Origin of the sequence: Pseudomonas sp. CCI3.1, assembly GCF_034313985.1 — a bacterium.
Lineage (GTDB): Bacteria > Pseudomonadota > Gammaproteobacteria > Pseudomonadales > Pseudomonadaceae > Aquipseudomonas > Aquipseudomonas psychrophila.
On record NZ_JAVIWO010000001.1, the window covers coordinates 1,090,034 to 1,110,443 of the forward strand.

General features: G+C 59.7%; 15 protein-coding genes and 1 tRNA gene. 6 read left to right on the plus strand and 10 right to left on the minus strand.

Features of this window, described 5'->3' with window-relative positions; translation table 11 throughout:
* The first annotated feature begins 158 nt into the window (after window positions 1-158).
* The 4 genes from RGV06_RS04830 to RGV06_RS04845 all read left to right on the plus strand — a co-directional run bounded on the left by RGV06_RS04830 (window position 159) and on the right by RGV06_RS04845 (window position 4,410).
* On the plus strand, window positions 159-941 hold the full coding sequence (locus RGV06_RS04830) for an aldolase (RefSeq protein WP_019828438.1): 783 nt from the start codon (window positions 159-161) through the stop codon (window positions 939-941).
* Window positions 942-967: 26 nt separating this feature from the next.
* Window positions 968-1,855, plus strand: a complete 888-nt coding sequence (locus RGV06_RS04835) for a dihydrodipicolinate synthase family protein (protein WP_322149498.1) — start codon at window positions 968-970, stop codon at window positions 1,853-1,855.
* 248 nt (window positions 1,856-2,103) lie between these two features.
* Window positions 2,104-2,919, plus strand: a complete 816-nt coding sequence (gene aroE, locus RGV06_RS04840) for a shikimate dehydrogenase (protein ID WP_322149499.1) — start codon at window positions 2,104-2,106, stop codon at window positions 2,917-2,919.
* A 60-nt stretch (window positions 2,920-2,979) separates the two neighbouring features.
* Window positions 2,980-4,410 carry an MFS transporter gene (locus RGV06_RS04845; protein ID WP_322149500.1) on the plus strand — a complete coding sequence of 477 codons (1,431 nt, stop codon included), beginning with the start codon at window positions 2,980-2,982 and terminating at the stop codon, window positions 4,408-4,410.
* Between the two features lie 55 nt (window positions 4,411-4,465).
* Here RGV06_RS04845 and RGV06_RS04850 read toward each other — a convergent pair whose 3' ends face one another.
* The 9 genes from RGV06_RS04850 to RGV06_RS04890 all read right to left on the minus strand — a co-directional run bounded on the left by RGV06_RS04850 (window position 4,466) and on the right by RGV06_RS04890 (window position 16,179).
* Window positions 4,466-5,650, minus strand: a complete 1,185-nt coding sequence (locus RGV06_RS04850) for a type III PLP-dependent enzyme (protein ID WP_019828444.1) — start codon at window positions 5,648-5,650, stop codon at window positions 4,466-4,468.
* Window positions 5,647-7,422: an IucA/IucC family protein gene (locus RGV06_RS04855; protein WP_198822163.1), complete on the minus strand. Its 1,776-nt coding sequence runs from the start codon at window positions 7,420-7,422 to the stop codon at window positions 5,647-5,649. Before RGV06_RS04855 ends, RGV06_RS04850 begins: the two co-directional genes overlap by 4 nt.
* Window positions 7,419-8,561 carry an MFS transporter gene (locus tag RGV06_RS04860; protein ID WP_322149501.1) on the minus strand — a complete coding sequence of 381 codons (1,143 nt, stop codon included), beginning with the start codon at window positions 8,559-8,561 and terminating at the stop codon, window positions 7,419-7,421. The genes RGV06_RS04855 and RGV06_RS04860 overlap by 4 nt, the downstream gene beginning before the upstream one ends.
* Window positions 8,546-10,327 (minus strand): IucA/IucC family protein, encoded by a 1,782-nt coding sequence (locus RGV06_RS04865; RefSeq protein ID WP_322149502.1) that lies wholly within the window; start codon window positions 10,325-10,327, stop codon window positions 8,546-8,548. The genes RGV06_RS04860 and RGV06_RS04865 overlap by 16 nt, the downstream gene beginning before the upstream one ends.
* Window positions 10,324-11,523: an ATP-grasp domain-containing protein gene (locus RGV06_RS04870; RefSeq protein WP_322149503.1), complete on the minus strand. Its 1,200-nt coding sequence runs from the start codon at window positions 11,521-11,523 to the stop codon at window positions 10,324-10,326. Before RGV06_RS04870 ends, RGV06_RS04865 begins: the two co-directional genes overlap by 4 nt.
* Window positions 11,524-11,598: 75 nt before the next feature.
* Complete coding sequence (locus RGV06_RS04875; RefSeq protein WP_198822159.1) at window positions 11,599-13,686, minus strand: TonB-dependent receptor family protein; 2,088 nt, start codon at window positions 13,684-13,686, stop codon at window positions 11,599-11,601.
* 17 nt (window positions 13,687-13,703) lie between these two features.
* The gene (locus tag RGV06_RS04880) at window positions 13,704-14,414 is read right to left on the minus strand and encodes an HpcH/HpaI aldolase family protein (RefSeq protein WP_322149504.1); all 711 of its coding nucleotides are present in this window, start codon (window positions 14,412-14,414) and stop codon (window positions 13,704-13,706) included.
* Between the two features lie 427 nt (window positions 14,415-14,841).
* Window positions 14,842-14,917 (minus strand) — tRNA-Asn (locus RGV06_RS04885).
* A 65-nt stretch (window positions 14,918-14,982) separates the two neighbouring features.
* Window positions 14,983-16,179: an amino acid aminotransferase gene (locus tag RGV06_RS04890; RefSeq protein ID WP_019828454.1), complete on the minus strand. Its 1,197-nt coding sequence runs from the start codon at window positions 16,177-16,179 to the stop codon at window positions 14,983-14,985.
* 324 nt (window positions 16,180-16,503) lie between these two features.
* Here RGV06_RS04890 and uvrB point away from each other — a divergent pair, with 324 nt between their 5' ends.
* Entirely contained in the window at window positions 16,504-18,519 is a 2,016-nt protein-coding gene (uvrB, locus tag RGV06_RS04895; protein ID WP_019828456.1) for an excinuclease ABC subunit UvrB, read from the plus strand.
* A 136-nt stretch (window positions 18,520-18,655) separates the two neighbouring features.
* On the opposite strand, the gene RGV06_RS04900 is transcribed toward uvrB, so the two are convergent.
* A complete protein-coding gene (locus RGV06_RS04900) occupies window positions 18,656-19,078 on the minus strand; it encodes a RidA family protein (protein ID WP_019828457.1) in 423 nt (140 codons plus the stop codon).
* A 147-nt stretch (window positions 19,079-19,225) separates the two neighbouring features.
* On the opposite strand from RGV06_RS04900, the gene RGV06_RS04905 reads away from it, so the two are divergent.
* Window positions 19,226-20,377, plus strand: a complete 1,152-nt coding sequence (locus tag RGV06_RS04905; protein WP_019828459.1) for an MFS transporter — start codon at window positions 19,226-19,228, stop codon at window positions 20,375-20,377.
* Window positions 20,378-20,410 lie beyond the last annotated feature (33 nt).

Consider the following 20,410-nt stretch of genomic DNA (forward strand, 5'->3'; position numbering starts at 1 on the left):
AAAAAACGGTCAGCTCACAAAAAAGGAAACGACTCATGCTTGCCAATGACACAATGTGTCATATAGGATCTTTCGTGTCATTTGTATTCACCCATGCCCTCCCCAGAGATGAGTGACAGCGAACTCGACGCTTAATGAACGCATCAGAGGACACCTCTATGAGCAAGACACTAGCACTCCCCAAAGACCAATTGGTCAAGCAGGCACTGCAACAGATGCAACAAACCCTGGCGGATAATACGTGGACTGACCGGCAAAAGCTGGCACTGACCTGCCGTATTTTGTTCGAGAACGGTCATGACTCGGGCCTGGCCGGGCAAATTACCGCTCGTGGCCCGCAACCCGGCACTTACTACACCCAGCAGTTAGGGCTCGGTTTCGATGAGATCAGCGCAGGCAACCTGTTGTTGGTCAATGAGGACCTGGAAGTGCTCGAAGGCCACGGCATGCCCAATCCGGCCAACCGTTTCCACAGTTGGGTGTACCGCGCCCGTCCGGACGTAAACTGCATCATTCACACCCATCCCACCCATGTCAGTGCGTTGTCGATGCTGGAGGTTCCACTGCAGATTTCGCACATGGATCTGTGCCCCCTGTATGACGATTGCGCGTTTCTCGAAGGCTGGCCGGGTGTTCCGGTGGGCAATGAAGAAGGCGAACTGATTGCCGGTGCGCTGGGCAAAAAACGGGCGGTGCTGCTTTCCCATCACGGCCAATTGTCGACCGGCGCCAGCATTGAAGAAGCGTGCGTGATTGCGCAGTTGATCGAGCGGGCCGCCAAACTGCAATTGCTGGCCATGGCCGCAGGTGAAATCAAGCCGATCCAGCCTGAACTGGGCCGCGAAGCCCACGACTGGATTGCCAGGCCCAAACGCCACACTGCCGCCTTCAACTATTACGTCCGGCAAAACCTTCGTCGTCATGCCGATTGCCTGAACTGACCCCCCCTTTTCTCAAGGACATCGACATGTCGACCCCTGATATCCACGGCATCATCGGCTACACCATCACCCCATTTTCCGCTGACGGCGAACACTTGGACCTGGATGCTCTGGGGCAATCCATAGACCGCCTCGTCGACAGCGGCGTACATGCCATCGCGCCATTGGGCAGCACGGGCGAAGGCGCCTACCTGAGTGACCTTGAATGGGACCGGGTGTGCGAATTCAGCATCCAGCACGTGGCCAGACGAGTCCCGACCGTCGTCAGCGTTTCAGATTTGACCACCGCCAAAGCCGTACGCCGTGCGCGCTTTGCCCAGGCCCAGGGTGCCGATGTGGTCATGGTGCTGCCTGCGTCTTACTGGAGACTCAGCGAAGCGGAAATTCTTGCCCACTACCAGGCCATCGGCAGCAGTATCCAGGTGCCGATCATGCTCTATAACAACCCGGCCACCAGCGGCACGGACATGTCGCCCGAGCTGATCCTGCGGATCTTCAACGCCGTTGAGAACGTCACCATGGTCAAGGAGAGCACGGGGGACATCCAGCGCATGCACCGCCTGCACGTGCTGGGCGAGGGGCAGGTGCCGTTTTACAACGGCTGCAATCCTCTGGCACTGGAAGCCTTTGCCGCAGGCGCAAAGGGCTGGTGCACCGCAGCCCCCAACTTGATAGCGCCCCTTAACCTTGAGTTGTACGCGGCCATTCTGGCCAATGATCTGGAGCGGGCACGGGCGTTGTTTTACCGCCAGTTACCCCTGCTGGATTTCATCCTCAAGGGCGGCTTACCAGCAACCATCAAGGCCGGCTTGCGCAACACCGGACTGGAAGTCGGCAACCCGCGCTTGCCGGTATCGCCACTGGACGATGGCGCCTGCAAACAGCTTGAACGTCTGATCGCCGCCTTGAGCTAATGAGTCCGGTATTTTTCTGAGTTTATGTAGTGTCCGTTCGCCGCCTCGCTCCGCGAGGCGGCGGCTACTAAATCTCTTCCAGCACTTGCAGGGTTGATGGCACACAACATCCAACACCAGCGGCACCGCTCTTTTGGTGATCACGATCCGTGATCACGGCATCACCATATACGATTGGCACTCAAGGGCGGGAGGGGTTGAAAGTGGCGGCATTGCCCCACTCATAAATCCAATTCAAGGAGGCACCCATGCCCCAATCCCTGCCAACCCTGTGCGGTTCGATCATGGGGTCGCCGTTTTCCCTCTCCGCAAAAATTCACAATGCGGCCTATGCCGCGCTCGGTCTGGACTACACCTTTGTGTGCTTTGGCGTTGAAGACCCGGTGGCCGCCGTCGCGGCCATCCGGGCCTTGGGTATACGCGGCATGAACGTGTCCATGCCTTACAAAACCGCCGTGATGGCTCATCTGGATGTGATTGACGAGTCCGCCCACGTGATTGGCGCAGTCAACACCATCAATAACATCGACGGCGTGCTTACTGGCTACAACACCGACTATCTGGGCGCAGTGCGTGCCCTGCAGGAAGTCAGCGAACTGAACAGCAGGCGCATTGCCGTGATCGGTGCCGGTGGCGCTGCCCGGGCCGTGGTTTACGGCTGCCTGCAAGCAGCGGCCCGGGTCACGGTGTTTAACCGCAGCCGCGAGCGCGGCAAGGCATTGACCGAGGATTTGGGGGCTCGATGGGGCGGCAGCGTCGATGCATTTGCAGCCCAGGATTTCGACATCGTCATCAACGCGACGTCCGTGGGGTTCAAGCAACCGGACAGCAACCCGCTGGACGGCCTGCTGGCCAGCCACCTGATTGTCATGGACGTGGCGTTCATGCCCGTGCAGACCGCCCTGCTGCTGCAAGCGGCAGGGCTGGGCTGCCGCACGGTTAGCGGCACACGCATGCTGGTGCACCAGGCATGTCGGCAAATCGAGTTGTACACCGAACACGATGCACCCATCGACGTTATGGAGCAGGCCATGCTCCATGAAATACAGAGACTGAAATTGTAAGTAACCCTGCTGCCTATCGATAACAAGATGCCGTAAAGGCACCTACCAGAAGGTACCAACATGACTCATGATCATTCTCCATCTGACATTGACCTGGTCCCCGAACCGCAAGAACACAAGAAAGACTTGCACCGCGCTGCCTGGGCCTGCTCCTTGGGCAGTGCTCTGGAATATTACGACTTTGCCCTCTATACGTTGGCCGCCGCACTGATTTTCGGGCCGCTGTTCTTTCCTGAACAGACCCGTACCATGAGCCTCATCGCCAGCTTCGGTACTTACTTCCTGGGTTTTGCCATTCGCCCCCTCGGCGGCGTGCTGTTCGGCATGATCGGAGACCGCGTAGGGCGCAAATTCGTGCTGACATCCACCGTGCTGCTGATGGGTGTTTCCAGCACCCTGATTGGCGCCCTGCCCACTTTTGAACAGGTCGGTTATCTGGCACCGGTCCTGCTGGTGGTTCTGCGTCTGCTCCAGGGCCTGGGCGCAGGTGCCGAGCAGGCAGGCGCAGCCGTCATGATGACCGAGTACGCCCCCGAAGGCAGACGCGGTTTCTATGCCGCCCTGCCATTCCTTGGCATCCAGCTGGGCACCATCCTTGCGGCGCTGGTGTACTTTTTGGTGATCAGCAGCAGTGACAACGTGCTGGAGAGCGGGCTTTGGCGCATACCGTTTTTCAGCAGCGTGGTGATCGTTGCCCTGGGCCTGTACATGCGTTTGTCGCTCAAGGAATCGCCGACATTTATCCGCCTCAAGGCACTCAAGCGCGTCTGCGACAACCCGCTTAAAAGTTCCATGAAGCACTCCAAGCCCACCCTGCTGCTCGGCATCGGCCTGCGCCTGGGAGAAAACGGCGGTTCTTCGATTTATCAAGCCCTGGCGGTGAGCTACATCGTTGGCGTAGTTGGCCTGCAAGGCCCGGTGGGTGTGCTGACATTGATCTGCGCTGCCAGTCTCGGCGCGCTGACCGTACCGATTGCCGGCAAACTCAGCGACCGCTTTGGTCGTGTGGTGGTCTACCGGGCTTTTGCCATGCTGCAACTGGTATTGGCTTTTCCGGTGTGGTGGGTACTGAGTCAGGGCAATGTGGTGGCGAGCATCATTGCCATCTCCATCGCGCTGGGCATCGGTACCTGGGGGATGTTCGGTACGCAAGCGGCGCTTATGCCCGAGCTGTTTGGTTCGCGTCACCGTTACATGGGCGTTTCCATCGCCAGGGAAGCCTCGGCCGTGATCGCGGGTGGCATTGCGCCCTTGATCGGCGCAGGCCTTATCGCCCTGGTCGTGGCCAGCCACGATGGCGACGCCAGCGCGGGCATTGGCGCCTGGCTGCCGATTGCCTGCTACCTGTCGCTACTGACGCTGATCACCCTTTACACCACCTTCAAAACTCCGGAAACACTCAACCGCGATCTGGACGAACCCCGTGATGCCTGGGAGATGATGCCCGCCCACAACGTCTCGAACATAACACCGCAGCCAGTCGTGCCGTGATGATCACCCGCTGCGGGAGCGAGCCTGCTCGCTCCCGCAGCGGTACTGCTCAGCCTCAACCCTCGATAAACACCTTCAGTGGCGGCTCGTGCATCAGGAAGTTCTGATGCGAGATGTTCCAGGCATAAGCCCCCGCCAGCGTGAACACCAGCAAATCACCCATCGCCAGTTGCGCCACGGGTTGCCGTCTGGCCAGCACATCCTTTGGCGTACATAACTGCCCCACCAGCGTGACCTCCTGATCACTGATCTGAGCTGGCTGAGTGCCTCGTACTACCGTGAACGGATGGTCATGGCCTTGAGCAGCAGGCGTGCGGAAGTGATGCGTACCGCCGCGGCCAATGGCAAAAAACTCGCCATGACTGCTTTTTATGTCCAGTACCTGCATGACGTAGTAGCCACAGGCAGCACTGATAAATCGGCCAATCTCGAAACGAATGCAGGTGGCGCCCATGTCGTACTCATCGATCAAACCCTGCAGGCCCTGACAGAACCGTGGCCAGTCGAACGACTGCGCCGAGTCCTGATAGTGGATGCCCATGCCTCCGCCGACATTCAGGATCGGCAGTTGCAGGCCGTTGTCGGCGCACAGCTTGCGGAATGTCAGGAAGTAGCTGCGAATCAACTCCAGGTGCGCGTCCACATCCAGCTGGTGTGACAGAAGATGGAAGTGCAGCCCCTTTAGCTCCAGAGACGGCTCTTCACGCAGTAGGTGCAGGGCACTGGCGAGCCCCTCTTCATCCAGACCGAATGGCGTGGGTTTGCCTCCCATGACCAATCGGCTTTGCGGTGCCTGGGCCAGCTTCAGATTCAATCGCAGCATGACCGGTGCCTGCACGCCACGCTCACGGGCGATGCGTGCCAGGCTGCGCAATTCAGTCACGCTCTCCACATGAAACGCCGATATCCGGTACTGCAGGGCGAGATCCAGCTCGCGATCAAGCTTGCCGGGGCCGCCAAAAATCAGCGGCTGGTCGGGGCACTGGTCATGCAGCCACGTCAGTTCGCCGCCTGAAGCAGCTTCAAAGCCATCGACCCAAGGGGCAAGGGATTTCAGCACCCGGGCTTCCGGATTGGCCTTGGCGGCGTAGAACAGTTCACAGCTTTTGGGCAGTACCTGGCGCATTGCCTTTACGTGCCGTTCAAGGGCAGGCAGGTCGTAAACGTAGGCACATAATGGCCCGTCGTGCTCAGCCTTGAGCTGCTCGATGCAGTGGGTGACGGATGCAGGAAGGCTCATGCGCATTGGCTCTTTTCAATGATAGCCAGCGGACTGGGCAACAGGGTGTAACCGGCTTCACGGTCGGCGCGCATCATCAGGCGTGTCATGAAGTTCTCTTTGCTCGGCAATGGTGCACCGGCGCACAACGCTCGCAGGGGCTCGGGGTGGCCAAGCCGCTCTGATTGCACCTGCAGCAGGTCGCCGATACGTGCCCACAGTTGTTGCTCCAGGGCAGTGCTACCGCTGGCCAGATGGAACACTGCCTCGCCCAGATTGTTCACCAGGGCGCAGTAGCCCACCCGCTGCCAGGCCTTTTGTGCGCTGTAGTACACCGAGCTGCGGGTGCGCTCATCCAGTGCGCTGAGGCGTTCAGCGGGCCAGATTTCAGGGACCAGCTTGGTGCCTTCAAGGTCTCGAATCCACACCTGGCTTGGCAGCCCATCCTCGGCGAAACCGATGACCGTATTCTGCAAGTGCGGCTCCAGCGCTACGCCCTCACGGAACAGGCAATACAGTACGCCGCCAAGCATCTGGGCAGCATAGGCATCCAGCCAGTTCAGGGTGGCGAGCTCAATGCCCAGACCGGCGCGGTCGGCATAGCGCTGTACCTGTTCGCGGCACACGCTGCGACCCTGTTGATCCCAGGTGAACAGCGCCATTGCCACTTGCGGCTGATACCGCTCGCGGTCTTCGGCGCAGAGGTTTTCCCGGTACACGATACCGAAGCATTCAGTGACTTCCCGGGCCTGTTCAAGGGTGCCAAAAGCACTGAGGTCCAGGCTGGTGGCACTGGGTTCGGGCATCAGCCTGAAACCAGGTTGCTGCATCGCCAGCTCGTTCATGACAGGGCCGAGCAGCCGGGTCAGAGCGACGGCACTGTCAAGCTCATACCAGGCGTTCTTGCGCACGCAGTTGGTCAGGCGCACGTGCATCGAGAACTTCATGAAATAGGGCAACTGCGGATGGTAAAGCGTGCGCACCGACGACGTCGGGTACATGGACTGTCCCAAAGCACCGAGGTATGTAATCAAGCCCTGCTGCTGTGCGCGCTGCACCAGCGGGTCGGCCAGTATACGGGCGACTTCCCAGGGGTGGCACGGGTAAGCGTCGTCGCGCCCCGATAGGTCGCGCAAGGTGCTGCGCGGGTCATCGCCCTGATGCCGTATCAGCGCCGGGTCGACCTTGAACCAGTGCAATTGAAAGCGCGCCCCGACTTCCGGCGAGCAGGCCAGCAAATCGTCATGGGAAATACCTTCTCGACTCTTCGGAGTCGGATGCAGGGCGTGACCCCACAGCTGATGTTGCTCGGACGCCAGCAGGCTATCGGCAACTTCATTGGCAGGACGGGAGTGGCGCAGAAAGGTACGGGTGATCAGCAGGCTGTTGGCGACTTGCTGCAGCATCTCGCCGACGCGCTCGGCGCCACTGAGCGGCGTACACAGCAGGCGTGCCAGCTCATGGGCGTCCAGCGGCCGCCAGCTCTGTTGGTTGCCCTTGAAATAAGGTGCGCTGAGATAATGGCATCGTCCCAGAAGGCTGGCGCGATCGATGCGTACCACCAACCGGCCGCCGGGCAGGCGAATGCTGATGCAACGGCCGTTGGCCTGGCGCAGGCTCATTGGCAAGTCCTGAGCCTGATAGTTCAGGTTGGCCTCATTGCGCGGCAATGCATATTCACGCAAATAGCAATTGAGCAGGCACTCGATGGCATGTCGCTGCGCTTCGCCATCAAGGGCATGGTCCTGCAGGGATACGGTGTTCAAGGATGGGGTATTGCTAGCGAACGTCATGCCGGAATCTCCCGGGAAGTGATCAATAGAGGTCGCGCCAGGACCATGGCCGCCATGGCCGCCAGGCACGCAACAAGAAACGGAGAGGCAATGCCGCAGGTCTGGCTGACCACGGCGGCGGTGACACCGGCAGCGGTTCCGGCCCATTTGCCGCTGGAGTCGAACCAACCGAACAGGCGCCCTGCACTGCCCTGGCGGCTGCGCTGGCTCAGGCAGCGGTGCAACCCGACAAAACTGAGCAACATGCCCGCCCCGCTGAGCAGGCGCAGGGCGAATAAAGGCTCGGCCTGCACACTCCAGAACTGCAGCGCGTTACTGATTGCCAGCAGCGCCAACCCCGGCAACAGCAGGTTGCCCTGATGCTTGTGCACCCAGGGCAAGGCCAGCAGGTACACCAGATGCGGCAGGCTGTAGAGCACGCCGATCAAGGTGTCGCTGCCGACTCCCAATTGCTCGCCGAACGGCATGAAATAGGGAAAGGTGACGACCATGGCGAAGCTGAATAAAAACTGCACCGCCAGCAGCCGCGCCATATCTGGCGGCAGCTCACCCAATGCCTGGTTTTTTTTGCTGTCCAGAGCATGCCTGGGCTTGTCGTTGGGCAACGCCAGGACGAGCACAAAGGCCAGTAGCGGCAACCAGGCCAGATAGCTGTACAGGCTTAACCCCAGACCTTTGGAAGTCATCAGCCCCAGCAGGATCGGACCAGTGATCATCGCCAGCCGCGCCGAATACTGTGTCCAGTTCAGGGCTCGGGACAGGTCCCCGCCCTTGAACTGGGTCGACAGATAGGCGTTGGACGCCGCCATCGCACCACCGAAAGTGCCCTGGATGATTAACGCCAGAACGAACACCGTCAGATTGGGGCTAAAGCCTGCCAGCAGAAAACCCGCGAACAGCCCGGCATGAGCGCGCAGCAATGACAGGCGACAGCCGTTGCGATCGGCCCAGCGCCCCCAGATCGGCGCTGCCAGCGCGGTGCACAGTGTCGGCAATACAAACAGCACACCAATGGCCCACCCAGGGGTACCGGGCGCCAGATCGGCCAGGATGCGCGGCAGGTACAGCGGAATCCCCAGCGCCGTGAAAGCCGACAGGAAATGCCCCAGCAGGACGCTGGTGATCAGACGGCGTTGCATGCCCCCTCCTCCAGCAGGAAGTTCGTCGCGCTGTAGCCGTAGAACTTGTTGATATCACTGGCACCGGAATGCGCCTTGCTCAACAGGCTGCCTGCACTGAGCAGGTACTTGACCGGCAGTTTCGGGCTGTCGAGAAGCCACAGGCGTGCGTCGTCACAGTTGATGCCGTCTGTTTCGAGCTGCTCCAGACAAAGCATCAGGCGCTGACGCAACGTACCGTACAGGCTGGATCGGGAGGACAGCCCCGCGACCGCAATGGCCTCAACAATGGCCACGATGTTCAGTTGCAAGGTGATGGTGCAGAACATCTCGGCCAAGGGCTGGGTGCTGTCGACACGAATGCGCTCATCCTGCAGCGCTGTCGGCAAATCGGCGAGATCCGGGCAGGCAGCAGCGAAGCGCTGAGGCCACAAACGAGCGGCGTCGTTGTCCTTCATCAACAGTCGCAATGGTTGCCCGGGTTCGAAAATCAGTACGGCGTTCTGCTGGTTGGCCTCCAATGCGATGCCGTAATGCAGCCAAAGCCGCAGATGCACCTGCAGCAGCAGGTCGAGATAGTCGTTGAGCCAGTGTTGCAATGAACCTGCGTAGAAGCGCTCGACCAATTGCTCAAGGAACAGCCGCCCATCGGTAAGCGGGCTGGCCAGCGCTGCGACGGGCACCAGCGTGGTGTTTTCAAGACCTGAGGGATAACGACGCACGATGTAAGCCAGATGACGACTCTGGTCCGCATGACCGCCATGTTTTTCATCGACGTGCAGATACCGGGATGCCAGGGCCGTATCGCGCTCGGCCAAAGCCATCAAGGTGGTTTGAAACCAGTGACCGTCATACAGAGTGCTCGGTTTGATCAGGCGTAAATTGCGCGCCCCGAGGGTGCTGACCAGCAACGGCAGTTTGAGGTGCCACTGCGGTTGGTCGATGCACACCACCGTTCGCACGGACAGCGTGGGCTCGACCTGCATGGCGGTACGTGGAGCCCTGAGTGTGCCTTCGGGCAAGCCATAGTGCTCAAGTTCGTTCCAGGTCAGCGGATGAACCGGCAACAATGAATGGCTGTTGTGCAAGGTCGGCGACAGGCCGACTTCTTCAAAGTCCGGCCAATGCGGCGGCGGCGGGCTGGTCAGGGTCAGCGCCTGGCTGGGAATCGCCAGCCAGTTGAGTTCAAAGCGCGGTGCAAACTCCGGGGCGTAGCCTTTAAGCGCCGCCGCATCGAAACCGCTTTTAGCCCGCGCCGTGGGGTAGAACGGGTGATCCAGATAGCTCGCCAACTGGTCTATTTTCAACAACCGCTGTGACCAGTCCTTGAGCGCAATGACATCACCGAGACCGGGGGCACAGTGGTGATAGGCCTGATTGCACAGGGTCCGGTGTTCAGTGGCGCAATCCGCTTCTTTCAGATACGCCGCGAACAGCGCCAGGCTTTCTTCATCCAGGCCCTGACTCAAGTGGCCCAGCCATTGCGAATAGCCGCGCTGGACCTCGACCGGTTGTTGCGACGAAACCTTGATCCAGGCGTCGCCTGTACCGATCCAGTCCTGCAACGGATAGGCCCTGACAACGGGCAGCCATAGCTCGTCGGCGCCCAAATGGGCGATACGGAGCCAGTGGGCGCCGGGCTGCTGATGCAGATAGGGGCTCAACGCTTCGGGCAGCGGGCCAAGCTGCCCCTGGCTGACAACCCCGCGAATGTCTTCGCGCAGGCAACAATCGATGATGCGCCGGGTGATGAAGCCCTGATCGGCGACCTCTGGTTGCAGGCTCATGCCACCACCCATTTCAGGTCGTTCAGGGTCGAACTCAGTTGCGCATCAAGGCTGACATCATCCGGCGCGATCAGGCGCAGCACACCGACATAGTCTTTGTTGGAGTGGCTGATAGTCACCGTATCCCCCGCATGCTGCAACGCCCGATAATCGCACCAGTGCCCTTCTCGCTCGACGTTGAAACTGGCGCTGGCCTGGTCCAGGCGCCCGCTGCGGTCGGCTACCAGGTAATGCACGGTGGCCTGGGCTTGCGCCGGTTGCGCAGCGCTCAGGGCGTGCCCCAAATGCACCGCGACAATACGATCGAACCACCCTTGCGGCAGCAGGCGGTCAAGCAGGAACTCCCGGCCATCCCCGATACTGCGATAGTTGATTTCAACCAGTACCGGGCCTTGGGCGGTCAGAATGAACTCGCTGTGGCACACACCGAAATTGACCCCGAATGCAGCGACTTGTGCCAGCGCCGCAGAACGCTGCGCGCAACTGAGGTGGCCGTTCCAGCGTGCGGCGAGTTCCACAAAATGCGGCGGCGCAGACAGGGTCACGTCGAAGCCGCCAATGGCTTGCAGGGTCCGTCCGTCCCCCAGGGTTTCGAGGGTGAACAACGGGCCTTCCATATAAGCTTCGAGCAACAGTGCCCGATCAGGTTGCTGCTGCCAGAACTGCTCGCAGTAAGTGCCCAGGTCGTCCGCGTTGTGACATAGCCTGACGTCCAGGCTGGCAACGCCTTCACGAGGCTTGGCCACCACCGGCCATGGCGCATCGGCCGGCAATGGGCTCTTCGATGTGAGTACCTGAAACCACGGCCCAGGCAAACCCAGTCGTTGCATGCGCTCGCGCATGGCCGCCTTGTTCTTCGCCGCGTAACACAGTCGCCAGTCCTTGCCTGGACACTCGAATGTCTCGGCCACCATCGCCGTGGCGGTTTGCAGGTGGTCGCTGTTGGAGAACACAGCCACGGGGCGCAAGCCCTGGGCGTTGAGCGTCTCGATAACTGCCAGCGGATTGAACACATCACATTCGATAACGTGCAGCTGGTCGGGCGAAATGTGCGAGGTGGCGAGCAGACGCCGGTGCTCCTGGGCGTGATCAGTAATCACCACAACCGGCACCCCGCGCGCGTGTGCTGCAGGCAAGAAGCCCTCGAGAATGGCTGGATGTGCGACGTGTGCAAGGATGACAAATGGACGTTGCATGGCAGTTTCCTGGGGGCAGCAGTTGCCCGTCCCTGAGGATCGGGCAACTGGTTCACGTAGGCGCGTGTGCGCGGGTTAGAAGCGGTAGTTGACGCCTAGGGTGAGCGAACGCTCGGGCGCGGCTTGACGACCCCAAGGGGCGGTGTCGATACCGCGGAAATAGTATTCGCGGTTGAACAGGTTGCTGATGCCCGCCGATGCGGTCAGGACGCTCTTGTCTGCCAGCGGGAACTCACGTTCCACGGCCGTGTTCCAGACCCAGTACGCAGGCAGCTCACCCACACTGGCCGAGGCATTTTCATCGCGGGTATTCGCGGCATCGGTGTAGGCCTTGCTGATGTACAGGCCGTCAAGGTTGTAGGTCCAGTGCTCGGCAAAACGATAACGGGCGTCAACCATGAACTGGTTGCGCGAGGAGTACGGCACCTCGTTGTCTGTGTATGTGCCATTGCGTTGCTTGGCATCGAGGTAGGCATAACCGGCATGCAGGTCCAGATCACGCATGGCTTGCGGCGTCCAGAAGATATCGGTCTCGAAACCCTGGTGACGCGTGCTGCCAAGGTTGTCGAAGCGGTCGGTCGTGGCGTTATATGAAATCTGGTCGTCGAAGTCGATGCGGTACAGATTGAAGTCGACGCGCATGCCGTCCCACGGGGTGTAGCGCACACCGGTCTCGTAGTTCCACGCCAGCTCGGCCCCCACAGCGCCCTCCTTGACGATCTGCGTAACTTGGGGCGGACGCAGGGACTTCTGGGCGTTGGCGTAGACATACCAGGCATCGTTCGCCTGATAACCCACAGTCAGGCCCGGCAGCCACTCCTCGGATTTGTTTTCGCGCTTGAACCCGGTGATGCCGTCGCTGTAATTCATGCGGGCGTTTTCATAGCGCACGCCCGGCGTGATGGTCAGGCGGTGATCGAGCAGACTGATGGCGTTGCTGATGTAGAAGGCACGGGCGTTGTCATCGAACTTCCAGTCGCGGAACGGCGCCGTCACGCCGGTCGCGAGGCTCTGGCGATTGACCTTGTAATCGATGTCTTCGCTGACATAGCGGGCACCGAGCAGCCAGGTCTGGCCAACGTTGTCGCCATCGACCGTGGCACTGATGCGCGGCTCCGTCCCCCATACTTTGAAATCACGAGGGCCGTCCTGTTTGGTGACTGCCGTTCCGTCCGGTGTGAACGGCAAGCCGACCACGAAGTTGCGGTAACTGTTGTGGGCGAAGTTGGTCCAGCTGAACTCCACCGAGTCGAAAGGCCCCATGGCGCCCAGGCGCTGGGTGTAGGTGCCCCAGACGCGATTGGTGTCGCCCTCGAAGCGGTCCAGCGGGCGCGTAGACTGGCGCGGATCATCCTTGTAGTCCTTCACGCTGAGCGCCCCGGCTAGGTCCATGTCGGCCTTGTAGTGCTGCACACCGAAGCTCAGATCACGATCGTCGTCGATGTTCCACTGACCCCGCAGGCGGTAGTTCTGAACATCGGTGTCGGAGTGCTCGCGACCGTATTCACCGCTCAGGGTGTTGATATCCAGTTGCAAGCCGAAGTTGTCGGTCAGGTAACCACCGGTGCCCAGATAGGTGTCCCACAACTGGCGCCCGCCAGGGTTGAATGTAGTCCTCTCCTGCAAAGTGGTCTCCCACTCACGCGGAATCGGCTTGCTGATGAAGTTGATGACCCCGCCTACGTTATTCGGACCATATTGCACCGCTGCGCCCCCGCGCACGATATCAATACGATCGACCGTGGCCATGGTCATTGGAAACAGCGACAGGCCCGTCTGGCCGTAGGGTGCCAATGCCAGAGGGATGCCATCGGACAAAGCCTGGATCCGGCCGCTGCGGCTCTCATAGAGCCCGCGTACAGAAATCTGCGGCAAGGCGCCGGTGCCGGTTTCGTCAAAAATCTTGATCCCGGGGACCCGCTGCAAAGCGTCGTCCAGACCGCGGACGCTGGCTTTTTTCAGATCGCTGGAATCGACGACACTACGACTACCGGCGTAAGTACGCACGTCCTGATCGCTGGCTGCGCCGAGAACGTCCCCCTGAATCGTCATGGGTGCCAGTTCCAGACTGCTGACGGGGGGTTGCTCAGCAGCCAGGGCGGCATGGCAAATGCCCAGTGTGATGAGACTGAGTGAAAAGTGTAGGTATGTTGTTGTTTTCATTTATCTACGTCGACTCGTTATTGCTGTTGGAGAGAATGCAGGCGGGCTTTCAATGCGTTATGCAGCAAGCCACGGTCTTCACCGGCCAGAAAACTGCGCACACCCCGAGCTCGCCAAAACGCGTTCTGTTCAGCGGTGCGGGGATTGGCGCAAAAAGGCACTTCAGCGGCGAGGCAGGCGTCGGCCATGCCTTGCAGCATTTGCCAGACGTGAGGGCTGAGCGGGTCAGGCCCCAGATCGAGATCAAGGGCCAGATCCAGGGCGCCCTCCATGATCATGCCGACTCCCGGCAGTAGCAGGATTTCGCTCAGAGCGTCGACCCCTGCGCGGCTTTCAATCATGGGAACAATCGGTGTCTGACGGTTGGCCAGCTCGATGTATTCGGGTAATGGCACACGACCGAATCCGGTGATGCGCCCCCCTGTTATTCCGCGGTTCCCCATGGGCGGGAAACGAGTGGCTTCGATGGCGCGCTGAACCTGCGCGGCACTTTCGGTACGTGACAGGACAATGCCTTCGATACCGGCATCCAGTGCCCTGCCGATCAGCTTTTCGTCAACGTGGGGCAGGCGCAGCCAGGGAGAAATGCCGGCAGCCTCACAGGCCCGAATGCAATGCATGAGGTCTTCTTCGGAGCGCAGCAAGTGCTCAAGATCGAGGATTACAAAGTCATACCCGGCAAACGCGAGCATTTCACAGAGCATGGGTGAAGGCAGGGAATTGAGCATGCCGTAAACGCTTTTCCCGTTTTGTAGCAGGGAAAATACCGGAGAGGTTCTGATCACTGACACAGGTCCTTTGAGCGAGGAAACACTGAAGCCAATAATAATCATTCTCAGATAGGAGTAAACGATTTTTATTATCGAATAGCGATATTCGTGATGGAGTGCATAAAAAAACGTTGCTGCCCGTAAATGGCTGGCTAAACGCCAGTGCTTTCTTGAACTTCAGACGCTGAGCTGTGGAGTGCTGAGGTGGGTGGCTGCTAGAAAAATAAGGTCGTTCTGGATCCTTGCGATCCAAAAGCCCTGCTGGCGGATATTGAGGACGTGCACGAGAACAACGGGCCGTGCTCAGCCTGAGCGGTATCTGGCCCCCCGCACGCCAAATTTCAGGCAAAAAAAAGCCGCTATCGCTAGCGGCTTTTTTACTATCTGGCTCCACGACCTGGACTCGAACCAGGGACCCAATGATTAACAGTCATTTGCTCTACCAACTGAGCTATCGCGGAATTGCGTCTATCTTACTGATATAAAAAGAGAAGTCAACACTTTCGATGACTTCTCAGTGCATTATTCAGATGACCTGAACAATAGCGTCGGTTACCGCTTCAATGTTGCGCTGATTCAAAGAAGCCACGCAGATTCGGCCGGTGTCCAGGGCGTAGATGCCGAACTCGGTACGCAGGCGCGTCACTTGCTCAACGGTCAGGCCGGAGTACGAGAACATGCCGCGCTGACGCGCAACAAAGCTGAAATCATGCCCCGGAGCCTTTTTCGACAGCAGCTCTACCATTTGCAGGCGCATACCGCGAATGCGCAGTCGCATTTCAGCCAGTTCTTCTTCCCACATGGCACGCAGCTCAGGGCTGTTGAGCACAGCGGCGGCGATGGTTGCACCGTGGGTCGGCGGGTTGGAGTAGTTGGTGCGGATCACACGCTTAACCTGGGACAGAACGCGAGCGCTCTCATCCGCAGACTCGGTGATGATTGACAGTGCCCCTACACGCTCGCCGTACAGCGAGAACGACTTGGAGAACGAGCTGGAAACAAAGAAGCTCAGCCCCGACTCAGCAAACAGGCGCACTGCCGCGGCGTCTTCGTCGATGCCGTCGCCAAAGCCCTGGTAGGCCATGTCCAGGAACGGAATCAGGCCTTTGGCCTTGACCACGTCCAGCACGTTCTGCCAGTCAGCCGGGGTCAGATCGACACCGGTCGGGTTGTGGCAGCACGCGTGCAGCACAACGATGGAGCCGGCTGGCAGGGCATTGAGATCTTCGAGCATGCCGGCACGGTTTACGTCGTGGCTGGCGGCGTCGTAGTAGCGGTAGTTCTGAACCGGGAAACCCGCGGTTTCGAACAGAGCACGGTGGTTTTCCCAGCTTGGATCGCTGATGGCGACAACAGCATTTGGCTGCAGTTGCTTGAGGAAGTCAGCACCGATTTTCAGCGCGCCAGTACCGCCCACGGCTTGAGTGGTGATTACTCGACCAGCAGCCAACAGGGGTGAGTCAGCACCGAACAGCAGTTTCTGAACAGCTTGGTCGTAGGCAGCAATACCATCGATCGGCAAGTAGCCGCGCGACGCATGCTGAGCAACCCGAATCGTTTCGGCTTCGACAACGGCACGCAAGAGCGGAATTCGTCCCTCTTCGTTGCAGTAAACACCGACCCCCAGATTCACTTTGCTGGTACGGGTATCGGCGTTAAATGCTTCGTTGAGGCCCAGGATAGGATCGCGTGGTGCCATTTCGACAGCGGAGAACAGGCTCATTATTACGGCGGCTCTGAATGGAGAATGGAGGGGGTGACAACGCTCCAGCCGATTGCACTAGAGCGGTGCACAAACGGGGAGCAAGTATAAGGCCGATCACGATTCGGGCAACAGGCTATTACCGGTTTTGGCTAAGTATTTGAGTTTATTTTCAGGCCACTGGTCGAATTGCAATCTTTGCCAAGATCACCGTGTCAGAGCAGCGCCTTGAAACAGTCAGACATGACCTCCATATTTACCCGTATCCTGTTTTTTTCCTGCGGCTTGAGTCGCATGCACTTATAAGGGTCAACGCCTTTATAGAAGCAAACCCCGAGGTCCTTCATGCCCGATTTCCAGCTTGTTACCCGCTTCGAGCCTGCGGGTGATCAACCCGAAGCCATTCGCCAGATGATCGAAGGCATCGAAGCCGGCCTGTCGCACCAGACCCTGCTCGGGGTAACGGGTTCGGGCAAGACCTTCAGTATCGCCAACGTGATCGCCCATGTGAATCGTCCCACACTGGTACTCGCGCCAAACAAGACCCTGGCCGCGCAGTTGTATGGCGAGTTCAAGTCGTTCTTCCCAAACAACGCGGTGGAGTACTTCGTTTCGTACTACGACTACTACCAGCCCGAAGCCTACGTGCCCTCCTCCGACACCTTCATCGAGAAAGACGCCTCGATCAACGACCACATCGAACAGATGCGTCTGTCCGCGACCAAGGCGCTGCTGGAGCGCAAGGACGCGATTATCGTCACCACGGTGTCGTGCATTTATGGTTTGGGCAGCCCGGAAACCTATTTGAAGATGGTGTTGCACGTCGATCGCGGGGACAAGCTCGACCAGCGCGAGCTGTTGCGCCGCCTGGCCGACCTGCAATACACCCGCAACGACATGGATTTCGCCCGTTCGACATTCCGGGTGCGTGGCGATGTGATCGACATTTACCCGGCAGAGTCGGACCTTGAGGCCGTGCGCATCGAGCTGTTCGATGATGAAGTCGAGAGCATCAGCGCCTTTGACCCATTGACCGGCGAAGTCATCCGCAAGATGCCGCGCTTTACTTTCTACCCAAAAAGCCACTATGTGACCCCGCGCGAAACCCTGCTGGACGCCGTCGAAGGCATCAAGGAGGAACTCAAGGAGCGTCTTGAGTACCTGCGCGCCAATAACAAACTGGTCGAGGCACAGCGACTGGAGCAGCGCACCCGTTTCGATCTGGAAATGATCATGGAGCTGGGCTACTGCAACGGCATCGAAAACTACTCGCGCTACCTTTCGGGCCGCGAGTCCGGTGCGCCGCCACCGACTTTGTTCGACTACCTGCCGGCGGATGCCTTGCTGGTGATCGACGAGTCTCACGTCAGCGTGCCGCAGGTAGGCGCCATGTACAAAGGCGACCGCTCCCGCAAAGAGACCCTGGTGGAGTACGGCTTCCGTCTGCCTTCGGCACTGGACAACCGGCCGATGCGCTTTGATGAATGGGAGCGCATCAGCCCGCAAACGATTTTCGTCTCGGCCACGCCGGGTAACTACGAGGCCGAACATGCGGGCCGTGTGGTCGAGCAAGTGGTGCGTCCGACCGGCCTGGTCGACCCGCAAATCGAGATTCGCCCGGCACTGACCCAGGTCGACGACTTGCTGTCCGAGATCGCCAAGCGCGTCGCGCTGGAAGAACGGGTGCTGGTCACTACGCTGACCAAACGCATGTCCGAAGACCTGACCGACTACCTGGCCGACCACGGCGTACGCGTGCGTTACTTGCACTCGGACATCGACACCGTGGAACGGGTCGAGATCATTCGTGACCTGCGTCTGGGGGTGTTTGATGTGCTGGTGGGCATCAACTTGCTGCGGGAAGGCCTGGACATGCCCGAAGTGTCGCTGGTGGCAATTCTCGATGCCGACAAGGAAGGCTTCCTGCGTTCGGAGCGCTCACTGATCCAGACCATTGGCCGTGCGGCCCGTAACCTTAATGGCCGGGCAATTCTCTATGCAGACCGGATCACCGGCTCGATGGAACGGGCCATTGGCGAAACCGAGCGTCGTCGCGAGAAACAGATCGCGTTCAACCTCGCCAACGGCATCACCCCCAAAGGGGTGTTCAAGGACGTTGCCGACATTATGGAAGGCGCAGTAGTACCGGGTTCGCGCAGTAAAAAGCGCAAAGGGATGGCCAAAGCCGCCGAAGAGAACGCCAAGTACGAAAACGAACTGCGCTCGCCGAGCGAGATCAGCAAGCGCATTCGCCAGCTGGAAGAAAAAATGTACGCCCTGGCCCGCGACCTGGAGTTCGAGGCCGCCGCGCAAATGCGCGACGAAATCGGCAAGCTCAGGGAGCGGTTGTTGCAGGTTTAACCGTTCACGAGCAGGCTCGCTCCCACAGGGGCACAGAAAAAAATTCAATTAAGTGGGAGCGAGCCTGCTCGCGAAGTCTTCCAGGCAGCGCGGTTTATCCAGTAACTGCGCGTTAACGGCGGGTTCAGACTCCCACTTACACAGCCACTGCCGCCACCGCCTCTACCTCAAACAGCATCTCATCCAGCGCCAGTCGCGGTACCGGGATCAATGTGCAGGCCGGTGCTGGCAGTTCACCCCACACCCGCGAGATCTCGGCACCCAAAATCTGCAGACGCTCCATGCTGTGATCTACGATCAATACGGTGATCTTGGCGACGTCCTTGATCTGCGCATCCGCTGCTGCCAGGGCAATCTGCACGTTGGCAAATGCCTGGCGCACCTGCTCGGCGAAGTCGGGTGACAACTGGCTTTCGGCGTTTTCACCGCCCTGGCCTGCGGTGTACACCAGGCGCACATTGGGCGCCAGACGGGCGACATGGGAATAGCCGTTGGGCGCAGGGTCATACAAGCCTGCCGGGTTGAGTAATTGCACTGCAGGGTTAGAGTTCTTATCCATAAAATACGCACCATAGGCAGTTGAGTAAGCAAGCGCGCTATTCAACCACTCTCGCAAACCCGTATGCCAGCGCCCTCGCGACACCTGCCGCAAATATGTAAGGATGTCCCGCCGCATCGCACCAGAGCCCGTTTTCCAAGGATGACCATGACCGCCATCAACACCCAAATGCCCCTTGTGCCGGGGCGTCTTGAACAAATGTCGACCCGCATTGCCTTTTTTATCGCCGGTTTTGGGCTCGCGGCCTGGGCGCCACTGGTGCCCTATGCCAAAGCGCGGGCCGGACTGGATGAGGCGACCTTGGGGCTTTTGCTGCTGTGTCTGGGCGCAGGGTCGATCCTGGCGATGCCTATCGCAGGGGTTCTGGCCACACGCTTTGGCTGTCGGCGGGTATTGATCGGCGGGACGCTACTGATCTGCCTCGCACTGCCGCTGTTGGCGACTGCCAGCTCCATGTCGCTGTTGATCGCGACGCTCTTTGTATTTGGTGCAGGGCTGGGCGCCGTCGACTCCACCGTCAACCTGCAGGCCGTGATCGTTGAGCGCGCCAGCGGACGCAACATGATGTCGGGCTTTCATGGTTTGTTCAGTGTGGGCGGGATTGCCGGGGCAGCCGGTGTCAGCGCATTGCTTGCGCTGGGCCTGTCACCACTGTGGGCAATTGTGGTGGTGATTATGCTGATCCTTGCGGCCCTGATTAAAGCCGCTCCCCATCTGCTGCCCTATGGCAGCGAAAGCAGCGGCCCGGCGTTTGCCGTGCCTCACGGCGTGGTGCTGTTCATCGGGCTGCTGTGCTTTACGGTGTTTCTGGCCGAAGGCGCGATGCTCGACTGGAGTGCGGTGTTCCTGACCACCGAAAAAAACATCGGTGAAGCCTACGCCGGGCTTGGCTATGCCGCGTTCGCACTGACCATGACCGCAGGTCGTTTGATGGGCGATACCATCGTCAAGCGCTTGGGTGCCCGGCGGGTGATTGTCGTGGGAGGGCTGTTTGCCGCTGCCGGCATGGCCCTGGCAACACTGGGGACGGGTTGGGAAGTTTCGCTGCTCGGGTATGCATTGGTGGGCGCGGGGTGTTCAAACATCGTTCCGGTGCTGTACACCGCCGTAGGCAAACAAACCGTGATGCCGGAAAACATCGCCGTGCCGGCCATCACCACCCTGGGTTATGCGGGGATTCTGGCAGGGCCTGCGGCCATCGGCTTTATCGCCCATGCCAGCAGCCTGAGCATCGCCTTTTTGCTGATCACCGCCATGCTGATGGCCGTGGCCATCAGCGGGCGGATCTTGCGCGTCTAGGTAACACAACACCCTGTGAGGGGGGCCAGTGCT